This is a genomic window from Lyngbya confervoides BDU141951, assembly GCF_000817775.3.
GTDB classification, from domain to species: Bacteria; Cyanobacteriota; Cyanobacteriia; order Thermosynechococcales; family Thermosynechococcaceae; genus Lyngbya; species Lyngbya confervoides.
In genome coordinates this window covers 167,194-183,312 of sequence record NZ_JTHE03000079.1, presented here as the reverse complement: position 1 = coordinate 183,312, position 16,119 = coordinate 167,194, and the positions used below count along the sequence as shown (strand labels likewise).

Sequence of the window (16,119 nt, the reverse complement as noted above, 5' to 3'; positions counted from 1 at the left end):
TCTCCAGAGGGTAGTGTGGTCAGGGAACTTAATAGTGACTCCCTACTTTTCGACGATGGACCGCGGTGAGGGCTTCGAGTTTAGAAACTCGACCGAGTTCCACGGTGCTGTAGACGAGCCAGTGGTCGTGGCATTCCATTCGGTGGGTAATGTGACATTCGAGGTAGGCTAAGGCGTCAGCTAAGATGGCGGCACCATTTTGGGCGGGATAAACCTTAAGGCCGGCAAAGCGGTCGGCACCGGGGGGAAACCGCTTCAGAAAATGACGCATCAGCGGCTGCACGTTGTCCTCTTCTAAAATATTGAGGACAAAGCGATCGCCCACCTGCAGCAGGGATTCAATGGCCCGGTCCTTGGCCACGGCAATGGCAACGCCCAAAGGCTCAAGACTGGCTTGGGTCACCCAAGAGGCCAGCATTGCGCTGGAGGTTCCCTCTTTTTGGGCGGTGAGAATATAGAGCCCTCCACTCAAGCGTCCGAGCGCTTTTTCTAAGTCTGTATCAATGGCCTTGATTTGCTGAATGGTGCGATCGCGGGTCAGCCATTGTCCTAGGTCAGTACCGGCCTCTTCGCACAACTGCAACAGAGCTTGATCGGGCTGATCTTTTACCAGAATAGGCGCAAAGGCTTCGACAACGCCAAGACCTTGCAAGGCATTGCGCAGGGGATAAATAGGTTCATCTTCTCCGCCCCCGGATTCCACCAAGCCAAGGGCTTGCTTCGAATGGACGCTGGTGAGAATGGTACTCAGGGCAGCGGTATTGCTGGGATTAGATTGAGCGGGCATCGCGATCACGATTCCCATTGCCATTTGGACCAGTTCTCGCAGGTCGTGGGCATCCGTATATTCTAGATCAATACATTCGACCTCCACCCCAGTTTTCAGAATGCCCTGGGCAATGCTCTGAGTTAGGGGCTCACCATAGCCATAGCCAGACTCATAGAGCAGGACCGCGAGCTGGCTGACCTGCACCTGCGCCTCGCTCCACTGTTTATACAGCTGCAACCAGTGGGGAATATGATGGCGCAAGAGGGGGCCATGACCTGTGGCAATGGTTTGAATCACCAATCCCTCCATGCGCTTCAAGGCGCTTAACACCGATCGCGCATTGGGCCGCATTAAACAATCGTAGTAATACTGGGAATGGGGTTCAAGCAAATCCGCTTCGTCGTCGTAGATCACATCATTGCAATAGTGCATGCCAAACACATCGCAGGTGAAGAGAACCTGCGCCTGTAAGTCATAGGTCAAAATGGTGTCTGGCCAGTGAAGGTTTGGGGCGGAAATGAAGGTCAATTCATGGCCGTGACCGAGGTCGAGGCGATCGCCCTGCTTCACGATTTGGGATTGAAAGGGCTGGTGCACCATGTTCTCCAGAAACTGAATGGCAATCTTTGCCCCCACCACCGTCACCTGGGGAGCTTGGGCCAAAATCTCTTTCACCAAGCCGCTGTGATCCGGTTCTGTATGACTAATAATCAGGTAGTCAAGCTTGGACAAGTCCAAGTGTTGCGCGATCGCATCGAGATAGATTGACTCAAACTTACGATGACTGGTATCCACCAGGGCTCGCTTTTCACCCTCAATCAAAAAGGAATTGTAAGTGGTTCCATGATCTAGACCAAATTCAATATCAAAGCGATCGCGATCCCAGTCCAGACAGCGGAAAGCAGTAATATCGGACGCAATAGACTGTACTTGAATGGTGCAACGACCTGGGTTTACCTGGGGGGCAATAGTGGATGTCAACGTTGCCATAGGGTTTGCTCCTTAAGAATTGAACTGAGCAATGGAGGAATCCAATCAACGCTTTTATATTGCCTTGGATATCATAAATCGTAAAATGTCAATCTTTTATTCAGGTTATAAGTAAAAAAAATAATTAATCTAATCAGTTATCCTTCTGGCTTATGTTAGGTCGGTGTAGATCGCTGAGATACTTGCCAGAAAAGAATTTCAGTTCTAGGGTGGCGACCTGTTTAACCCGAAAATATCATCTAAATAATAATCTCTACTTATAATAGACTTATATCTATCTTCAATCTAAAAAACATTATATTTTATCTATTTTGCATTTCGTGTATTGTCATAATCGTTAGGTTTTCAACGAAGCTTTGGGCTTGTGGCGGACAGGTAAGGGATCCTCACAAGTTCGGGACCAAGAATAAACTTCAAGAAGCAATCAAACTCAAGACTTAAAGGATTTGTTATTTCTATGAGTCGTGTCGGGTTGAGCTTTTGATTTTACCCAGGCTGTGGGATAGATCCTTCCGATTCCCTGCCGGTGATGACCTAACAACCATTCTGCTTAAAGGAAAGTGCAACACTATGGAGCCTAACTGGTCTCGTCGCAAATTTTTATTCACCGCTGGCACTGCTGCGGCTAGCACTATTTTTTTGAAGGGCTGTCTGGGCAATCCCCCCGCTCCGGAGAGTTCATCGAGCCAGGTGACCCCGGCCGTGAATGTTGGGGGTGGGGAGGCCCCCGAAACGACGACTGTCAAACTGGGTTATATCCCCATTGTGGAATCGGCGGCCTTGATTATCGCCAAGGAGAAAGGATTTTTTGCCCGCTACGGCATGACGGAGGTTGAAATTTCCAAGCAGGCGAACTGGGCCTCTGCTCGTGATAATGTCACCATTGGCTCTGGCGGCGGTGGAATTGATGGAGGTCAATGGCAAATGCCCATGCCCCATTTGATCAGTGAGGGCATTATTACCAATGGCAAGAAAGTCCCAATGTATGTTCTGGCCCAGCTTGAAACTCAGGGCAATGGAATTGCGATCGCCGGGATTCATGAAGGCAAGGGCTTAGGACTCGATATTTCCAAGGCCGCTGATTATATCAAGAACTTCCAATCGACCAATGGTCGCAAATTCAAGGCCGCGCATACCTTCCCGAACGTCAACCAAGATTTCTGGATTCGATATTGGTTTTCTGCCGGAGGCGTGGACCCCGATCAAGATATTGACCTGCTAGCTGTTCCTCCGGCTGAGACGGTTCAGGGCATGCGCAATGGCACAATGGATGCCTTCAGTACCGGTGATCCCTGGCCCTATCGCATCGTTGCCGATAAAATCGGATCCATGGCGGCGCTCACCGCCCAAATCTGGAAGTATCATCCTGAAGAATATCTGGCCATTCGAGCGGATTGGGTGGATAAAAACCCTAAGGCCACCAAAGCCGTGCTGAAAGCCCTGATGGAAGCTCAGCAATGGTGCGACAAGCCGGAAAATCGAGCTGAGCTGATTCAAATTGTGGCAGGTCGAAGTTACTTCAACATTCCGGCTCCCATCCTTGAACCTCCCTACGCTGGCAAATATGAAATGGGAGATGGAAAGCCTGCCATTGATGACTTTAACGCTGGCCCCCTCTACTGGAAAGATCCAGACGGGAATAGTATTTCCTATCCCTATCAAAGCCACGATCTTTGGTTTTTAACCGAAAGTCTTCGCTGGGGATTCCACCAGGGACAGATCAAGGATTTTGACCAAATCAAGCAGATGATTGATCGGGTAAACCGTCAGGATTTGTGGGTAGAGGCGGCAAAGGAAGCCGGTTTCCCGGCCGCAGACATTCCGACTTCCACCTCTCGTGGCATTGAAACCTTCTTTGATGGCATCAAATTTGATCCAGAAAATCCCCAGGCCTATCTCAACAGCCTCAAGATCAAACGAGCCTAGACCGTTTGATTGCATGACTCCTAAGCCTTTTTTCTGCATGAACGATTGACTTGAAATCGAGGAAACAACCCATGACCCTTAGTTCCACCCTCAAACGCCCACGGCCGAATGCCCTGCAGTCCTACTGGCAAAAGAAAGCGCCCGATATTGTGCCGCCCTTACTGGGTATTTTAGGGTTTTTAACGCTTTGGCAGCTGATCTCCTGGTCTGGCATTACGCGCCTCCCAGGTCCCTTAAGTGTTTGGACCGACCCCCGAACGCGCGAGCTGCTGATGTATCCGTTCTACGATCGCGGGGGCCTGGATAAGGGACTGTTTTGGCAGACCCTTGCCAGTTTAGGGCGAGTGGCGCAAGGGTATTCCCTAGCCGCCCTCGTGGGCATTAGCACCGGCTTACTGGTGGGCACCAGCCCGATCTTAAACAAAGCCCTGGACCCGCTTTTTCAGTTCCTACGGATGGTTGCTCCCCTGGCCTGGGTTCCCATTGCCCTCGTCGCACTCCAGCAAAACCAACCGGCAGCGATCTTTGTGATTTTTATTACCTCTGTGTGGCCTATTTTAATTAACACCGCAGAGGGCGTGCGCCAGGTTCCCAGGGATTACGTCAATGTGGGACGGGTGTTGCAGCTGTCTCGTCAGGAGTTTTTCTTTAAGGTGATTATTCCGGCAGCTCTACCCTATATTTTTACGGGACTCAGAATTGCCATTGGTTTGGCCTGGTTAGCGATCATTGCCGCGGAAATTGTGATGTCCGGTATCGTCGGCATTGGGTTCTTTATCTGGGATGCTTACCAGCAGAACTATGTCAGTGAGATTTTGTTGGCCGTGGTCTACATTGGGGCGGTGGGATTGCTCTTAGATCGTGGAATGACCTATTTACAGAAGGTTTTAGCCCCTGGTAAAGCGAAGTAGCCAGCGCAATTGAGAAGTCGTCACAGTATTTTGGAGGCAATAGAATGTCAGTCTTAGTGGCAGTTGACCAGCTGGAAAAGGTCTTTCAACTCGACGGAGGGGGGGAATATTTGGCGCTTAAGGGCATTGATCTAACCATCAAACGGGGAGAATTTGTCTCTCTGATTGGCCATTCTGGTTGCGGTAAATCCACGCTTCTCAACATGGTGGCCGGGTTGGATTTACCCACCGAGGGGGTGGTCACCCTGGAGGGCCAGCGAATTTCTCGACCTGGCCCGGATAAGATGGTGGTGTTTCAGAACTATTCGCTTCTGCCCTGGTTAACGGTGAGACAGAACATTGCCCTGGCGGTTAATCGCGTCATGGACAAAATGTCTAAGGAGGATCGCCGCGCCCTGATCGAGCAGCAGATTGAGATGGTGGGTCTTAAGGCCCATGCGGACAAGCGCCCAGATTTGCTCTCGGGGGGACAAAAGCAACGCGTTGCGATCGCGCGGGCCCTGGCTATTCGGCCCAAGCTTTTGCTTTTGGATGAACCCTTTGGGGCCTTAGATGCCCTGACTCGAGGGAACTTGCAGGAGCAACTGATGCGCATGTGTGAGGAATACCAGGTCACCTCTATCATGGTGACCCACGATGTGGATGAGGCTGTGCTGCTGTCCGATCGCATCGTGATGCTCACCAACGGTCCTGGGTCCAAGATTGGGCAGATCTTAGAGGTCGATATTCCCCGTCCTCGCAAGCGAATGGAGGTGGTCGAGCATCCCAGCTACTACAGCTTGCGCAGCGAAATGATCTACTTTTTAAATCAGCAGAAGCGGATTAAGAAACTGCGCGCTAGACCCCTCGGAGCGATCGCACGTCACGGCTTGGAAAAGGTGAATCTGGACATTGGCTATGTTCCCTTGGTGGCCTGTGCCCCCTTAGCAATTGCCAAGGAAAAGGGGTTCTTTCAAAAGCATGGCCTGGATGAAGTTAACCTGGTGCGTGAGACCAGCTGGCGCGGCATTACTGACGGAATGCGAGGGGGGTATCTCGATGCAGCTCAGATGCCCTCCGGAATGCCCCTCTGGCTCACCCTCGGGGCCCGCGATAAGCCCTCCACTCCCATGGTGACCTCCCTCACCCTGACCCGCAATGGCAATGCCATCACTCTCAGTAAAACCCTCATTGATCAAGGGATTCAAACCTCCACAGATTTTCGGGCCTATCTTAAGGAAACCCGCGATCGCCCCCATCGATTTGGCATCGTGCATCGATCCTCCATGCATAATCTGCTGCTACGCTATTGGCTCGCTGCAGGCGGCATCGATCCAGATCGAGACGTCGTTCTAAAAACCATTCCTCCGGCCCAAATGCTGGTGGATCTCAAGGCGGGAACCATCGATGGTTTCTGCGTGGGAGACCCCTGGAATCTGCGGGCAGAACTCGAAGGCATCGGGGGGGTCATTGCCAGCGATTTAGAGGTTTGGCCTAACCATCCAGGAAAGGTCCTGGGCGTCAGAGAGGACTGGGCCAACGCCTACCCCAATACCCACATTGCGCTGGTGAAAGCATTGCTGCAAGCTGGACAATATTGTGCCGATCCCAGCCATACAGCTGAGATTTGTGAAATCCTCGCAGGTCGAGAGTACCTCGGCATGTCTGCTGCCTATATTCGTCTCAATCCTGCAGATCACGCTAAAACTCACGATTCGCATCATCTGTTTGATCGCTTCTGCCGACCCAGTCGCACCGAACAGCTTTGGCACATCGTGCAGTTGGCCCGCTGGGGCGATACGCCCTTCCCGCGTAACTGGGTGGAAATTTTAGAACGCCTTTGCCGCCTTAGCGTGTTTAGTACCGCTGCACGAGAGTTGGGTTTAGATACCTCCTATCAACGTCACCCCATTGAGCTATTTGATGGCAGTCGCTTTAATGCCGACAATCCCATTGACTACCTCAATCAGCTAGAAATTCGACAGGATTTCACCATGGCTGATGTGATCCTAGATCAGCCCTCTCTGGCAGCTTAGCAGGACAGCGGTTCCTGGCATATTTTTTGTTCTTGACCCATCCTTGGAGCATCCCCATGACAACCAACCGCAGAAGTACTGCCTCAAAGCTTCACGAAGAAGTTATCTCAAGATCTATGGCCCTTAACTCCAGTACCCTTGAAACGATCCCGTTTCTTTCTATTCAAAATCTCTCTAAGGTCTATCCCACGCCCAAGGGAGAGTTTTCAGTCCTTGCGGATATTAATCTGGATGTGGCGGAAGGGGAATTTATCTGCGTCATTGGCCATTCGGGCTGCGGGAAATCGACCCTTTTAGACATGGTGTCCGGCTTTAACCAACCCACGCAGGGAGGGGCGTTTCTGAAGGGGAATCTGATTCGAAAGCCTGGACGCGATCGCATGGTGGTTTTTCAAGGCTATGCCCTGCTCCCCTGGCTCACCGCCTTTGAAAATGTCTACTTGGCTGTAGATAAGGCCTATCCGAAAAAAATGACCGCAGAAAAGCGCGCCCTCACTAGGGACCATCTGGCCATGGTGGGCTTAGCGGAGGCCGCTGACAAAAAGCCCGATCAACTGTCCGGGGGAATGAAACAACGAGTCTCCATTGCCCGCGCCTTGGCCATTCGTCCAGAGGTGCTGATTTTAGATGAGCCCTTTGGCGCCCTGGATGCGATCACGAAGGAAGAACTGCAGGAGGAACTGCTCAAGATTTGGAACGATCACCGCTGCACGGTCTTGATGATTACCCACGACATTGACGAAGCACTCTTCTTAGCCGATCGACTCGTCATGATGACCAATGGGCCATCCGCGACAATTGGTGAGATTCTGCAAATTCCCTTTCCGCGCCCCCGCGATCGCGTGCAAATCATGGAAGATCCCCAGTATTACGAACTGCGCAATTACGCCCTGGATTTCCTCTATCATCGGTTCGCCCACGAAGATTAGGTCACCCCAGGGCCAGACAGATCTCCATCCTCCCTCAAGCAGATCTACTCCCTGCTTGAGGGATTTCTCTTAGGCATGCCTCCGGTGCCCATGGGAATTTTGAGAACCTGGCCCGGAAAGATGAGATTAGGATCGGACAGAATCATCGGGTTAGCCCGCACAATGTCATTAAAGCGGCTGGGATTGCCGTAGTTCGTGCGGGCAATCTGCGAGAGCGTCTCTCCGCGAACCACTGAATGCAGCCGATAGCCAAAATACCCCTGGATAATCCGTGGTCCATAAATCACCGGCACAATCACCTTGTTGATTTCGGATCCGTCTTGGGCGCTAACTTCAAAAATTTCGATGAAAAGGCGATCGAGCTGGAAATTTGCCCCGGACACATCCACCGAGATCTGGAACTGTCCATGCTCCCCGGTTCCACCCCCCACGTTAAAAAAGCCGCTGCGTTCATCATGTCCGTCATGGACCCGGTAATTGAGGGTTGCCTCAAAGCCTGAACCCAGGCCGCCGATAAAAATTGGGTTCCCCACCAAGTCAAAGGGACGTGGTTGCTGAATTTCGTTCACAATCATGCGGTAGCCTCCCGGAAGAGATCTGTTTTACTTCGCTTCTTTACTCAGCTTCAATGAGGTCGACATTCAGGGGATCTCCTGTATTTATCTTGTTTAGCTGTGGATCTCCCTGTCTGGGGGTGATCACCCTGCTTGTAGTCTAGCCCCCATTCCAGGACACAGGCCCGACCCCCACCCCACGGTCATTCTGCTCATAAATAGACTTAAATCTATTAATAAACAAATATCATTGACTTAAGTTTAGATCTCGGGTCGACCGCACAGAACCCGGTATTAATCCCGATAAGGCCTACACCATAAGGCTTTTGTCGCTTAGTCAGGGCGCGTTTTCTCGGCAAGACTAGATAAAAATATATGGTAACCATAGATTCTGTTGTATTCAACGCCGGAATTAATTTCGATATGGTTGAAAGGCTTGGGCGTTTACCCTCTTTGCGGCTGGAGATTTCATCGTCAATCTTAAGGCGAGGCGATCATCCTGGGGCCGTTCCATGCTAAAGACAACTCAAGCGCTGTTTCCCTCCTCTGCGAATCACTATGGATCAGGCGATTTTTCAGGTTAGTCTTCACACTGTGCTGTGGATTCCCCTTTATACTCTTTTCGGCGGAATTGCATCGGTCCTATGGTCCCCAGCCTGTTTTAGACGCACTGGACCGCGTCCAGCAGGCTACTTAAATTTGCTCGTGGCCAGTTTGGGCTTTACCCACAGTCTGTTAGCGCTAGGCGCCATTTGGGGCCAGCCCGCGCAGCAGGTGTCCTTTACCTGGTTGCAAGTGGCCGATCTCCAGCTCCTGCTTCCCCTGGAATATTCCAGTCAGAGCATTGGGGCAATTGCCGTGATCACCGGGCTCAATATCCTGGCACAGCTCTATGCAGTGGGCTATTTGGAAACGGACTGGGGCTGGGCGAGATTCTTTGCCTCCCTGAGTCTGTTTGAATCGGGTATGTGCGCCCTGGCCCTGTGCAACTCCCTCTTTTTTAGCTACGTCATCCTGGAGATTCTTACCCTGGGGACCTATCTACTGATTGGAATTTGGTTTAATCAATCGCTTGTGGTGACCGGCGCCCGAGATGCCTTTCTCACCAAGCGAGTCGGAGACTTGATTTTGCTGATGGCGGTGGTGGCTCTGTGGCCCTTAGCGGGCACCTGGCATTATGGGGAGCTAGCCGAATGGGCGGCCCAAGCCGAGGTTGCGCCACACACACTCACGCTGGTAGGTCTCGCGCTCATGGCCGGTCCCTTGGGTAAGTGCGCCCAGTTTCCGCTGCATCTGTGGCTTGATGAAGCGATGGAAGGACCGCTACCGGCCAGCATTCTGCGAAATGCTGTGGTTGTGGGCACAGGCGCCTGGGTCCTGATTAAGGTCCAGCCTGTCATTGCCCTCTCTCCCATCGCTTCGGCAGCGGTGATTGGGGTTGGGGCCATCACTGCGATTGGCGCGACGCTCATCGCCATCGCCCAAATTGATCTAAAGCGAACGCTCTCCTATAGTGTGAGCGCCTACATGGGCCTCGTGTTCATCGCCATTGGCAGCGGCAACAGTCAAGCAGCCCTAGTGCTGATGCTCACCTATACCCTCTCCATGGCGCTTCTGGTGATGAGTACCGGAACGTTAATCTGGAGCAATATCACCCAGGACTTGACCCAAATGGGGGGACTCTGGTCCCGCAGACCGATTTCCGGCCTGTGTTTTCTGGTGGGCGGGGCCGGCTTGGTGGGATTGCCGCCTCTAGGAGGATTCTGGAGCCTGCTGACCTTGATGGATAGCCTCTGGATGCGCCATCCCATCCTGGTGGGCGTTGTGCTGGGGGTCAACAGCTTAACAGCCTTCAGTTTGATGCGCGTCTTCTTCCGCGTGTTTCTCGGTCAACCCGGACCGATGACGGTGCGCTCGCCAGAGGTGCTCTGGCCCATGGTTCTCCCCATGACTGTGCTCGGCGGCGTCGTGCTGCATCTGCCGTTCCTGCTGCACCGAGCGGCGATTGTCCCGGCCCTCTCTGTGGTCACCAGCCCCTTTGCGTTGCTCTTGATCTGGTCCTGCCTGATGGGGGGGGGACTGGCCGGGGTGATCTACGGCCGCCACTGGGCGCAACAGCCGGTTCGGCTATTCTGGCCCGCCCTGCAAGATTTCTTTGCCCAGGATCTATACACCGCCCAAATTTACCGCGGCACCATCATCTGGGTCGTTCAGCAGGCATCGCGTCTGATTGATTGGTGCGATCGCTACTTTGTAGATGGCCTGGTGAATGGAGTCGGATTCACCACGCTGCTTAGTGGCCAGGCGCTCCGATACAACAACACCGGATTTGGGCAGTTTTATATTCTCACCATTCTGATTGGGCTATCGCTCTTGATGCTTCTGGTCACCTATCCAATCCTGTCCTAATCCCCTGTTTTTTCTGCTGATCAACCTGACGATAGGCCCAACTCGATGATACTCAGTACCTTTCTTCTCATTCCGCTCCTCGGGGCCATCATCCTTGCCCTCTGGCCCCAAGAGTCCCAGGTTCAGTCCCTGGCTAAGGGCATTGCCAGTCTGGTAGTGCTGTGGACTGTTTATGCCCTCAGTCTGTTTCAGACCGGCCAAGCCCAGCTTCAGATGGGCGAATTCTTGCCCTGGTTGCCCAATCTGGGCCTGAACTATGCCCTCGCCGTCGATGGTCTATCGATGCCCTTGCTAGCGCTCAGCAGTAGCCTTACCTGGATTGCTATTTTCAGCAGTCCTGCTCAGCTGGATCGTCCCAGACTGTACTACAGCCTCATTTTTCTGGTCAATATTGGCGTTTCAGGCTCGCTGCTAGCGCAGAATCTGCTGCTCTTTTTCCTGTTCTACGAACTCGAGTTGATTCCGTTCTACCTGCTGGTGTCCATTTGGGGCGGAGAGCGCAAGGGCTACGCGGCCACCAAGTTTTTACTCTACACTGCCCTGTCTGGAATTTTGATTCTGATGGGGTTTTTGGGACTCACCTGGCTCGGAGAGGGCAGCAGCTTCGACTACAGCAGTCTGGATACCACCACCATTCCCCAAGGACTACAGCTAATCTTGCTCACTATTTTGCTCTTGGGCTTTGGGATTAAAACGCCGCTGGTGCCGCTGCACACCTGGCAGCCGGATGTTTACGTGGAAGCCTCGCCCCCTGTGGCCATTTTATTGGGGGGGGTACTGGCAAAGCTAGGGACCTACGGTCTGATCCGCTTTGGCCTGGAGCTGTTTCCAGACACCTGGAATTTGGTGGCCCCGGGTCTAGCCATTATTGGCACGGTGAGCGTCATCTATGGGGCCATGAGTGCCATCGCTCAAAGCGATGTTAAGCGCATGGTGGCCTACAGTTCCATTGGCCATATGGGATACATTCTTGTAGCCGCCGCCGCTGGCAATACCTTGAGTCTGACCGGAGCCATCACCCAGATGGTCAGTCACGGGCTGATCCTCGCTTTGCTATTTCACCTGTTGGGCATTGTGGAAGCCAAGGTGGGCACCCGCGATCTCAATCGTCTCAACGGCCTGATGAATCCGATTCGCGGTTTGCCGCTGACCAGCGCCCTGCTAGTGCTGGCTGGAATGGCCAGCGCCGGAATTCCAGGACTGGTGGGCTTTATCGCGGAATATCTGGTATTTCAGGGAAGCTTTGCCCGCTTCCCGATTCCAACCCTCCTTTGTATCATTTCCTCTGGCCTGACGGCGGTTTACTTTGTGATTTTGATTAACCGCACCTGCTTCGGGCGCCTAGATAGCCACGCCGCTTACTACCCCAAGGTGACCTTCGCAGAACAGGCCCCCTCCTTGCTCCTGATGGCCTCGATTTTGTTTTTAGGTCTACAGCCCCTGTGGCTGACCCAGTGGAGTGAAAGCACCTCTGCAGCCATCGTGGCCCAAATCAGGTCTGCGCCCATGGCCGCGGCCCTTTCTTCCACCGCTCCCACCCTCCCCCAGGGATAGACCCGCCGTTTAGTTTGCCCCTCCTTCTCCTCTGCCACTCTTGTTTGAAATCAACACTATGGTTCAAGCCCCACCCACCAACGGACTACCGCCCTCCACCCATAAGTTTGCCGAGGTGATTCACCGCCTGGAAGCTGGGGGAGCCATGCTGCCGGATTCCCCTGAAAATCTGATGCAGATCATCGGCATTTACAAGGCCTATGCTGTGCCGATGGATTTTTACTGGCGAGATCTGCTCTACATTGCAGAGCAGGTGTTCCTGAACCCGTTCCCCTTCTTTAAATATTTTCTGCCCGACTCCTACCTGGATCGGCCCAATCACTATGCCGGAGACGGGGCGGATCTACGAATTTGGCGGGGGGAGGCCGATGCTCATCCCGAACTGCGGGCCTTTATCGCCACTGGAGAAACCCGCAAAATGCCCAAAATCTTGCATCATCTCTGGCATGATCGCATCAACATGGAGTTTGCCGAAGCCTGTATGCGGTCCATGCTCTGGCATGGGCCAGATATGGGCTTAGGTAAATTTGATGCCTTTCTCGATAGTGAGGAATATCGGGCCAATGCGGACCGTGCGATTCGCGCTTACTTTCGAGGCAATCCGGCCATGCTCGGACTCTATCGCCTCTTTCCGGACATGTTTTTAGAGCAGTGTCGCCAAATGTCCTACTATGCCAACCTGGGTCTATTTTGGGAGGTCATGGCACCGGTGTTTCTAGAGATGTCTGATCTCTACGATGAAGGGAAGATGACCACGGTGCCTGAGGCCATGACCTTCCTGGTGAATGGCATCTTTGCGATCGCCGGTCGGCCCATTTACCATCAGGTCCACATTCGCGGGGAATGCTACGAGCTGATTCCTAAATCCAAAGGGTTTATGTGGCTCTACGAGGCCGCGCTGCCCTACGTGGAGGCCATCTTTTACCGCACGGCTCCCTTCCGCGGCACAAAATCCTACAATGCTCAGGTCAAGCAGGTGCCCGCGCAGCAGCAGGACTTCCACTACGGCATTCTCTATGCCGATGTTTTTCCGGTGGGCACCGCTGGAATCCCCCCCACTCAACTGATGCAAGACATGCTGCATTTTCTCCCCCCCTACCTGGTGGACTACTATCAACAGCACTGTCGGGGTGAGGACGACATGCTGGTCCAGCTCGGGATTAGTTTTCAGCGGTCGATGTACTGCGTTACCTCGGCGGTCATCCAGGCGCTCCGCACCGCACTGCTCTATCCCCTGGACGACCCGAACCCTGAGCATCTGCGGGCCAACCGATCTTTCTTTGAGGCTCAGCTGGACCGCTTCCAGCGTCCTGAGGCGCGGTTGATCGATATTCAAAGCGCCCGCTATCGCTAGGGCTCACTGTTGCTTCCCGTGGAACAATTCCCCAGGGAAGGAGAGGAGCCTGATTGATTTCATCGCTCAATTCATACCTGGAACAATTATTCATGCCCGATATCATTGATGCGGCGATCGCCCATCCCCATTTAAAGACCCTCGTGGCCGCTGTGAAGGCCGCTGGACTGGTGGACACCTTGAAGAGCCCCGGCCCCTTCACCGTTTTTGCCCCCCTCGATAGTGCCTTTGAAAAACTGCCGCCTGGCACCGTTGAAACCCTGCTGCAAAATATCCCTCAGCTCAGCCGCATCTTGACCTATCACGTGGTGCCGGGATTGTGGCGCGAATCTCGGTTTCAAGAGCGCATGACGTTAATTTCCGTGGAGGGATCTCCCCTCTCGGTGCAGTCCCAGGATCACTTTGAAGTCAAGAATGCGGCGGTCGTTGCAGCCGATATTGAGCTGGAAAACGGCATTGTGCACTGTATCGATACCGTGCTCCTCATGGGATAAGGGAGTCCCCCACCCCCCTGCTAATGGCGCCCCAGATAGAACTCATCGAACTTGATCACTGGGGAATCGGGCAGGCGGGTATCAAATTGATAGCTACTGATGGCTCCGGTCTGGGTTTCCAAAATACTGAATACGGTAATGTCGTTGCTAGCGATGTAGGGTTGTACCTGTCCGTGGGCGTCCACCGGTGGGCGAAGGGTGGGAACGACGGGTGCTAAGCCGTTGGGGTCTCCAACGGCAGCATAGTGCCCCTCAAACTCTGGCGGAATCTGGCGCCTCTGGCCATTGGTAGCGGTGTAGGCTCCATAGGTGTTGCCGACATTGGAGGTTTCTAAAAAATGCATCCCCTTGGGGCTGATAAAGCGGTTCCACAGATGGGTATGCCCATAGAAGACTAGATCCACCCCGGCCTCCTCTAGTAGGGGCAGCAGATGATGCTGCAGGTTGTCGGCTTCGGGTGGGTATTGATATCGCACCGATTTTACCGTCCCGTCGGGGTCACGCTTCACGGTAGGCACCGGATCGGTGTAGGGAGGGACGCCATTGTCTCCCAGGGTATGGGGCGGGTGGTGGAACATCACCACCCGGTATTTAGCCCGCCGAAACGCAGGATGCTGTAATTGCTGTTGGAGCCATTCCGACTGGGGACTGCCCGGCGCGATCGCCTCAAAAATATGCTGGCCATGTCCCCATCGGTTTGGATGGGCTAGGTCGCTTTCCCGCTCCCGGTAGCGCCCCTTGGTCTGGGGCCCGAGGCCCGGTGGTCGCCAGATGTGGGTGATATATAAAGAAATTAAGCGGATATCGCCAAAGGTGAGGGCATAGTAGCGTTCCTGGCCCGGTGATTCAGTGGGGAGACTAAACAGTTCCCGATAGGTATCAACATTAAAGGAATGATCCTGAATCCAGGCCTGTGGGGGCACCCCCTGCCCTGGAGAGGAACCCCCGACGTTCTGATGGTAGCGTTTCTCAGCCACGGCGCGAGGCACGGCATCGTTGAACTGATCTGCGAGGGAGAGAGTTTTCGAAAAGCGTCCCATCACTTCGTGATTGCCAATGGCAGGAAACAGAGGTGCAGATTGAATAATCGCCCCGCCACGATATAGGGTCGACCCTAACTTAAAGTGAGCCCGTCCCTGAAGGGTGGGAAAAAAAGCATTCCCGCGGCGATCGTCAAACCATTCCGAAGCGCGATCAGGAATATTGACCAAATCTCCCGCAAAGAAAACGGCATCTACCTGGCCCACGGTTTCAACGACCTTTTGCAGGTTGGCCGGAGTCATGGGCTTGAGCTGATGGTCGGAGGTGAGCAGGATTTTTTGTGGAGATCCCGGTGTGGGCAGGGCGGAGAGGGTAAAGCGATCGCTGACCACTTGACCGGTTGCAGCCTGGCTCACCACCCGATAGGGAACGCGGATATCCGGCGGAGCGGGAACAACGGCTTCATGTCGCCAGATCTGACGTTTGACCGGTGGGGGATCTCCCTGGCTGTTGATCTTCGGCCCACCCACCTGCGATCGCTGATCTTCGCGAACTTTGCTGAGCATCTGAGTGGTGGCCCGCACCTGATGGTGCAGTTGATCACCGTACTGGACCAGATGCTGCGTTCCCTCAAACTCTGTAAACCAAACCACTCGCACTGAATTTGAGGTGGGAAGCTGGAGAAAGGGATCTGTGAGGAGTTGGAGCACAGGCATGGCAGGCGTCAGGGGCTGAGTTGACCGGGAACCCAGAAGCAACAGGGATGATAGCAGCCACATCAGTTGAGATCGGTTCATCCATTCGATCCGGGCAACACCCCAGATTGCTGTTTCATCAGGGACCACAGGGACACAAGCACCAGTCTAGGAGATGTTCCCGCGCCAGCCCTGCTGTTTAAATCACCTCTACGCTCACACATCTGCCCCCAGTGAGGAATATCACACCCCCTTCCACCCCCAGCTGCCAGAATAATCGCAATTCACTCAAATCCCGCTGCGACCCATGAACTCCTCCGACTTTCATCCCTTCATCGAGTTTCTGCATGCAGACCTGGGACTGTCGACGGAAGTGGTTGAACTGGCCCAAAAACAGCAGGCCCTCCTGTTGAACCATCTCCCCATCATCCTGTGGCAGTACGGCCTGGTGACGCTGACGCAACTGAACACTATGTTTGACTGGCTGGAAAATGCCCCTGCTTCCGATCAAATTTCGCCATTGTCCTGAGGCCCCAGT

Annotated in this window: 12 protein-coding genes; 9 read left to right on the top strand and 3 right to left on the bottom strand. The window is 53.6% G+C overall.

Features of this window, described 5'->3' with window-relative positions; genetic code table 11:
* Nucleotides 1-28: 28 nt before the first annotated feature.
* Nucleotides 29-1,759: a diflavin flavoprotein gene (locus QQ91_RS13950; protein WP_166275590.1), complete on the bottom strand. Its 1,731-nt coding sequence runs from the start codon at nt 1,757-1,759 to the stop codon at nt 29-31.
* A 570-nt stretch (nt 1,760-2,329) separates the two neighbouring features.
* Here QQ91_RS13950 and QQ91_RS13945 point away from each other — a divergent pair.
* The 4 genes from QQ91_RS13945 to QQ91_RS13930 all read left to right on the top strand — a co-directional run bounded on the left by QQ91_RS13945 (nt 2,330) and on the right by QQ91_RS13930 (nt 7,540).
* Nucleotides 2,330-3,685: a CmpA/NrtA family ABC transporter substrate-binding protein gene (locus QQ91_RS13945; RefSeq protein ID WP_166275588.1), complete on the top strand. Its 1,356-nt coding sequence runs from the start codon at nt 2,330-2,332 to the stop codon at nt 3,683-3,685.
* 71 nt (nt 3,686-3,756) lie between these two features.
* Nucleotides 3,757-4,596, top strand: coding sequence for a nitrate ABC transporter permease (ntrB, locus tag QQ91_RS13940; protein ID WP_166275586.1), 840 nt, complete (start codon nt 3,757-3,759; stop codon nt 4,594-4,596).
* Nucleotides 4,597-4,640: 44 nt separating this feature from the next.
* Entirely contained in the window at nt 4,641-6,611 is a 1,971-nt protein-coding gene (locus tag QQ91_RS13935; protein ID WP_166275584.1) for an ABC transporter ATP-binding/substrate-binding protein, read from the top strand.
* A gap of 116 nt (nt 6,612-6,727) precedes the next feature.
* The gene (locus QQ91_RS13930; protein WP_166275582.1) at nt 6,728-7,540 is read left to right on the top strand and encodes a nitrate ABC transporter ATP-binding protein; all 813 of its coding nucleotides are present in this window, start codon (nt 6,728-6,730) and stop codon (nt 7,538-7,540) included.
* A 44-nt stretch (nt 7,541-7,584) separates the two neighbouring features.
* Here the strand turns inward: QQ91_RS13930 and QQ91_RS13925 are convergent, their stop codons facing one another.
* Nucleotides 7,585-8,115 carry a Gmad2 immunoglobulin-like domain-containing protein gene (locus tag QQ91_RS13925; RefSeq protein WP_201277114.1) on the bottom strand — a complete coding sequence of 177 codons (531 nt, stop codon included), beginning with the start codon at nt 8,113-8,115 and terminating at the stop codon, nt 7,585-7,587.
* Nucleotides 8,116-8,652: 537 nt separating this feature from the next.
* On the opposite strand from QQ91_RS13925, the gene QQ91_RS13920 reads away from it, so the two are divergent.
* The 4 genes from QQ91_RS13920 (at nt 8,653) to QQ91_RS13905 (ending at nt 13,905) form a co-directional block, all read left to right on the top strand.
* Nucleotides 8,653-10,503 carry an NAD(P)H-quinone oxidoreductase subunit F gene (locus QQ91_RS13920; RefSeq protein ID WP_201277113.1) on the top strand — a complete coding sequence of 617 codons (1,851 nt, stop codon included), beginning with the start codon at nt 8,653-8,655 and terminating at the stop codon, nt 10,501-10,503.
* 48 nt (nt 10,504-10,551) lie between these two features.
* Complete coding sequence (locus tag QQ91_RS13915; RefSeq protein WP_166275656.1) at nt 10,552-12,057, top strand: NADH-quinone oxidoreductase subunit M; 1,506 nt, start codon at nt 10,552-10,554, stop codon at nt 12,055-12,057.
* A gap of 58 nt (nt 12,058-12,115) precedes the next feature.
* Nucleotides 12,116-13,411 carry a CO2 hydration protein CupA gene (locus QQ91_RS13910; protein ID WP_166275580.1) on the top strand — a complete coding sequence of 432 codons (1,296 nt, stop codon included), beginning with the start codon at nt 12,116-12,118 and terminating at the stop codon, nt 13,409-13,411.
* 92 nt (nt 13,412-13,503) lie between these two features.
* On the top strand, nt 13,504-13,905 hold the full coding sequence (locus QQ91_RS13905) for a fasciclin domain-containing protein (RefSeq protein ID WP_166275578.1): 402 nt from the start codon (nt 13,504-13,506) through the stop codon (nt 13,903-13,905).
* Nucleotides 13,906-13,925: 20 nt separating this feature from the next.
* Here the strand turns inward: QQ91_RS13905 and QQ91_RS13900 are convergent, their stop codons facing one another.
* Entirely contained in the window at nt 13,926-15,683 is a 1,758-nt protein-coding gene (locus QQ91_RS13900) for a metallophosphoesterase family protein (RefSeq protein WP_166275576.1), read from the bottom strand.
* A gap of 205 nt (nt 15,684-15,888) precedes the next feature.
* Between QQ91_RS13900 and QQ91_RS13895 the strand changes: the two genes are divergently transcribed.
* Nucleotides 15,889-16,110: a DUF2949 domain-containing protein gene (locus QQ91_RS13895; protein WP_166275574.1), complete on the top strand. Its 222-nt coding sequence runs from the start codon at nt 15,889-15,891 to the stop codon at nt 16,108-16,110.
* Nucleotides 16,111-16,119: the final 9 nt, after the last annotated feature.

What these genes read in the sequence shown, in the direction of transcription:
- QQ91_RS13950 (WP_166275590.1), bottom strand. Translation starts at nt 1,759, where the DNA reads ATGGCAACGTTGACATCCACTATTGCCCCCCAGGTAAACCCAGGTCGT.
- QQ91_RS13945 (WP_166275588.1), top strand. Translation starts at nt 2,330, where the DNA reads ATGGAGCCTAACTGGTCTCGTCGCAAATTTTTATTCACCGCTGGCACT.
- ntrB (WP_166275586.1), top strand. Translation starts at nt 3,757, where the DNA reads ATGACCCTTAGTTCCACCCTCAAACGCCCACGGCCGAATGCCCTGCAG.
- QQ91_RS13935 (WP_166275584.1), top strand. Translation starts at nt 4,641, where the DNA reads ATGTCAGTCTTAGTGGCAGTTGACCAGCTGGAAAAGGTCTTTCAACTC.
- QQ91_RS13930 (WP_166275582.1), top strand. Translation starts at nt 6,728, where the DNA reads ATGGCCCTTAACTCCAGTACCCTTGAAACGATCCCGTTTCTTTCTATT.
- QQ91_RS13925 (WP_201277114.1), bottom strand. Translation starts at nt 8,115, where the DNA reads ATGATTGTGAACGAAATTCAGCAACCACGTCCCTTTGACTTGGTGGGG.
- QQ91_RS13920 (WP_201277113.1), top strand. Translation starts at nt 8,653, where the DNA reads ATGGATCAGGCGATTTTTCAGGTTAGTCTTCACACTGTGCTGTGGATT.
- QQ91_RS13910 (WP_166275580.1), top strand. Translation starts at nt 12,116, where the DNA reads ATGGTTCAAGCCCCACCCACCAACGGACTACCGCCCTCCACCCATAAG.
- QQ91_RS13905 (WP_166275578.1), top strand. Translation starts at nt 13,504, where the DNA reads ATGCCCGATATCATTGATGCGGCGATCGCCCATCCCCATTTAAAGACC.
- QQ91_RS13900 (WP_166275576.1), bottom strand. Translation starts at nt 15,683, where the DNA reads ATGAACCGATCTCAACTGATGTGGCTGCTATCATCCCTGTTGCTTCTG.
- QQ91_RS13895 (WP_166275574.1), top strand. Translation starts at nt 15,889, where the DNA reads ATGAACTCCTCCGACTTTCATCCCTTCATCGAGTTTCTGCATGCAGAC.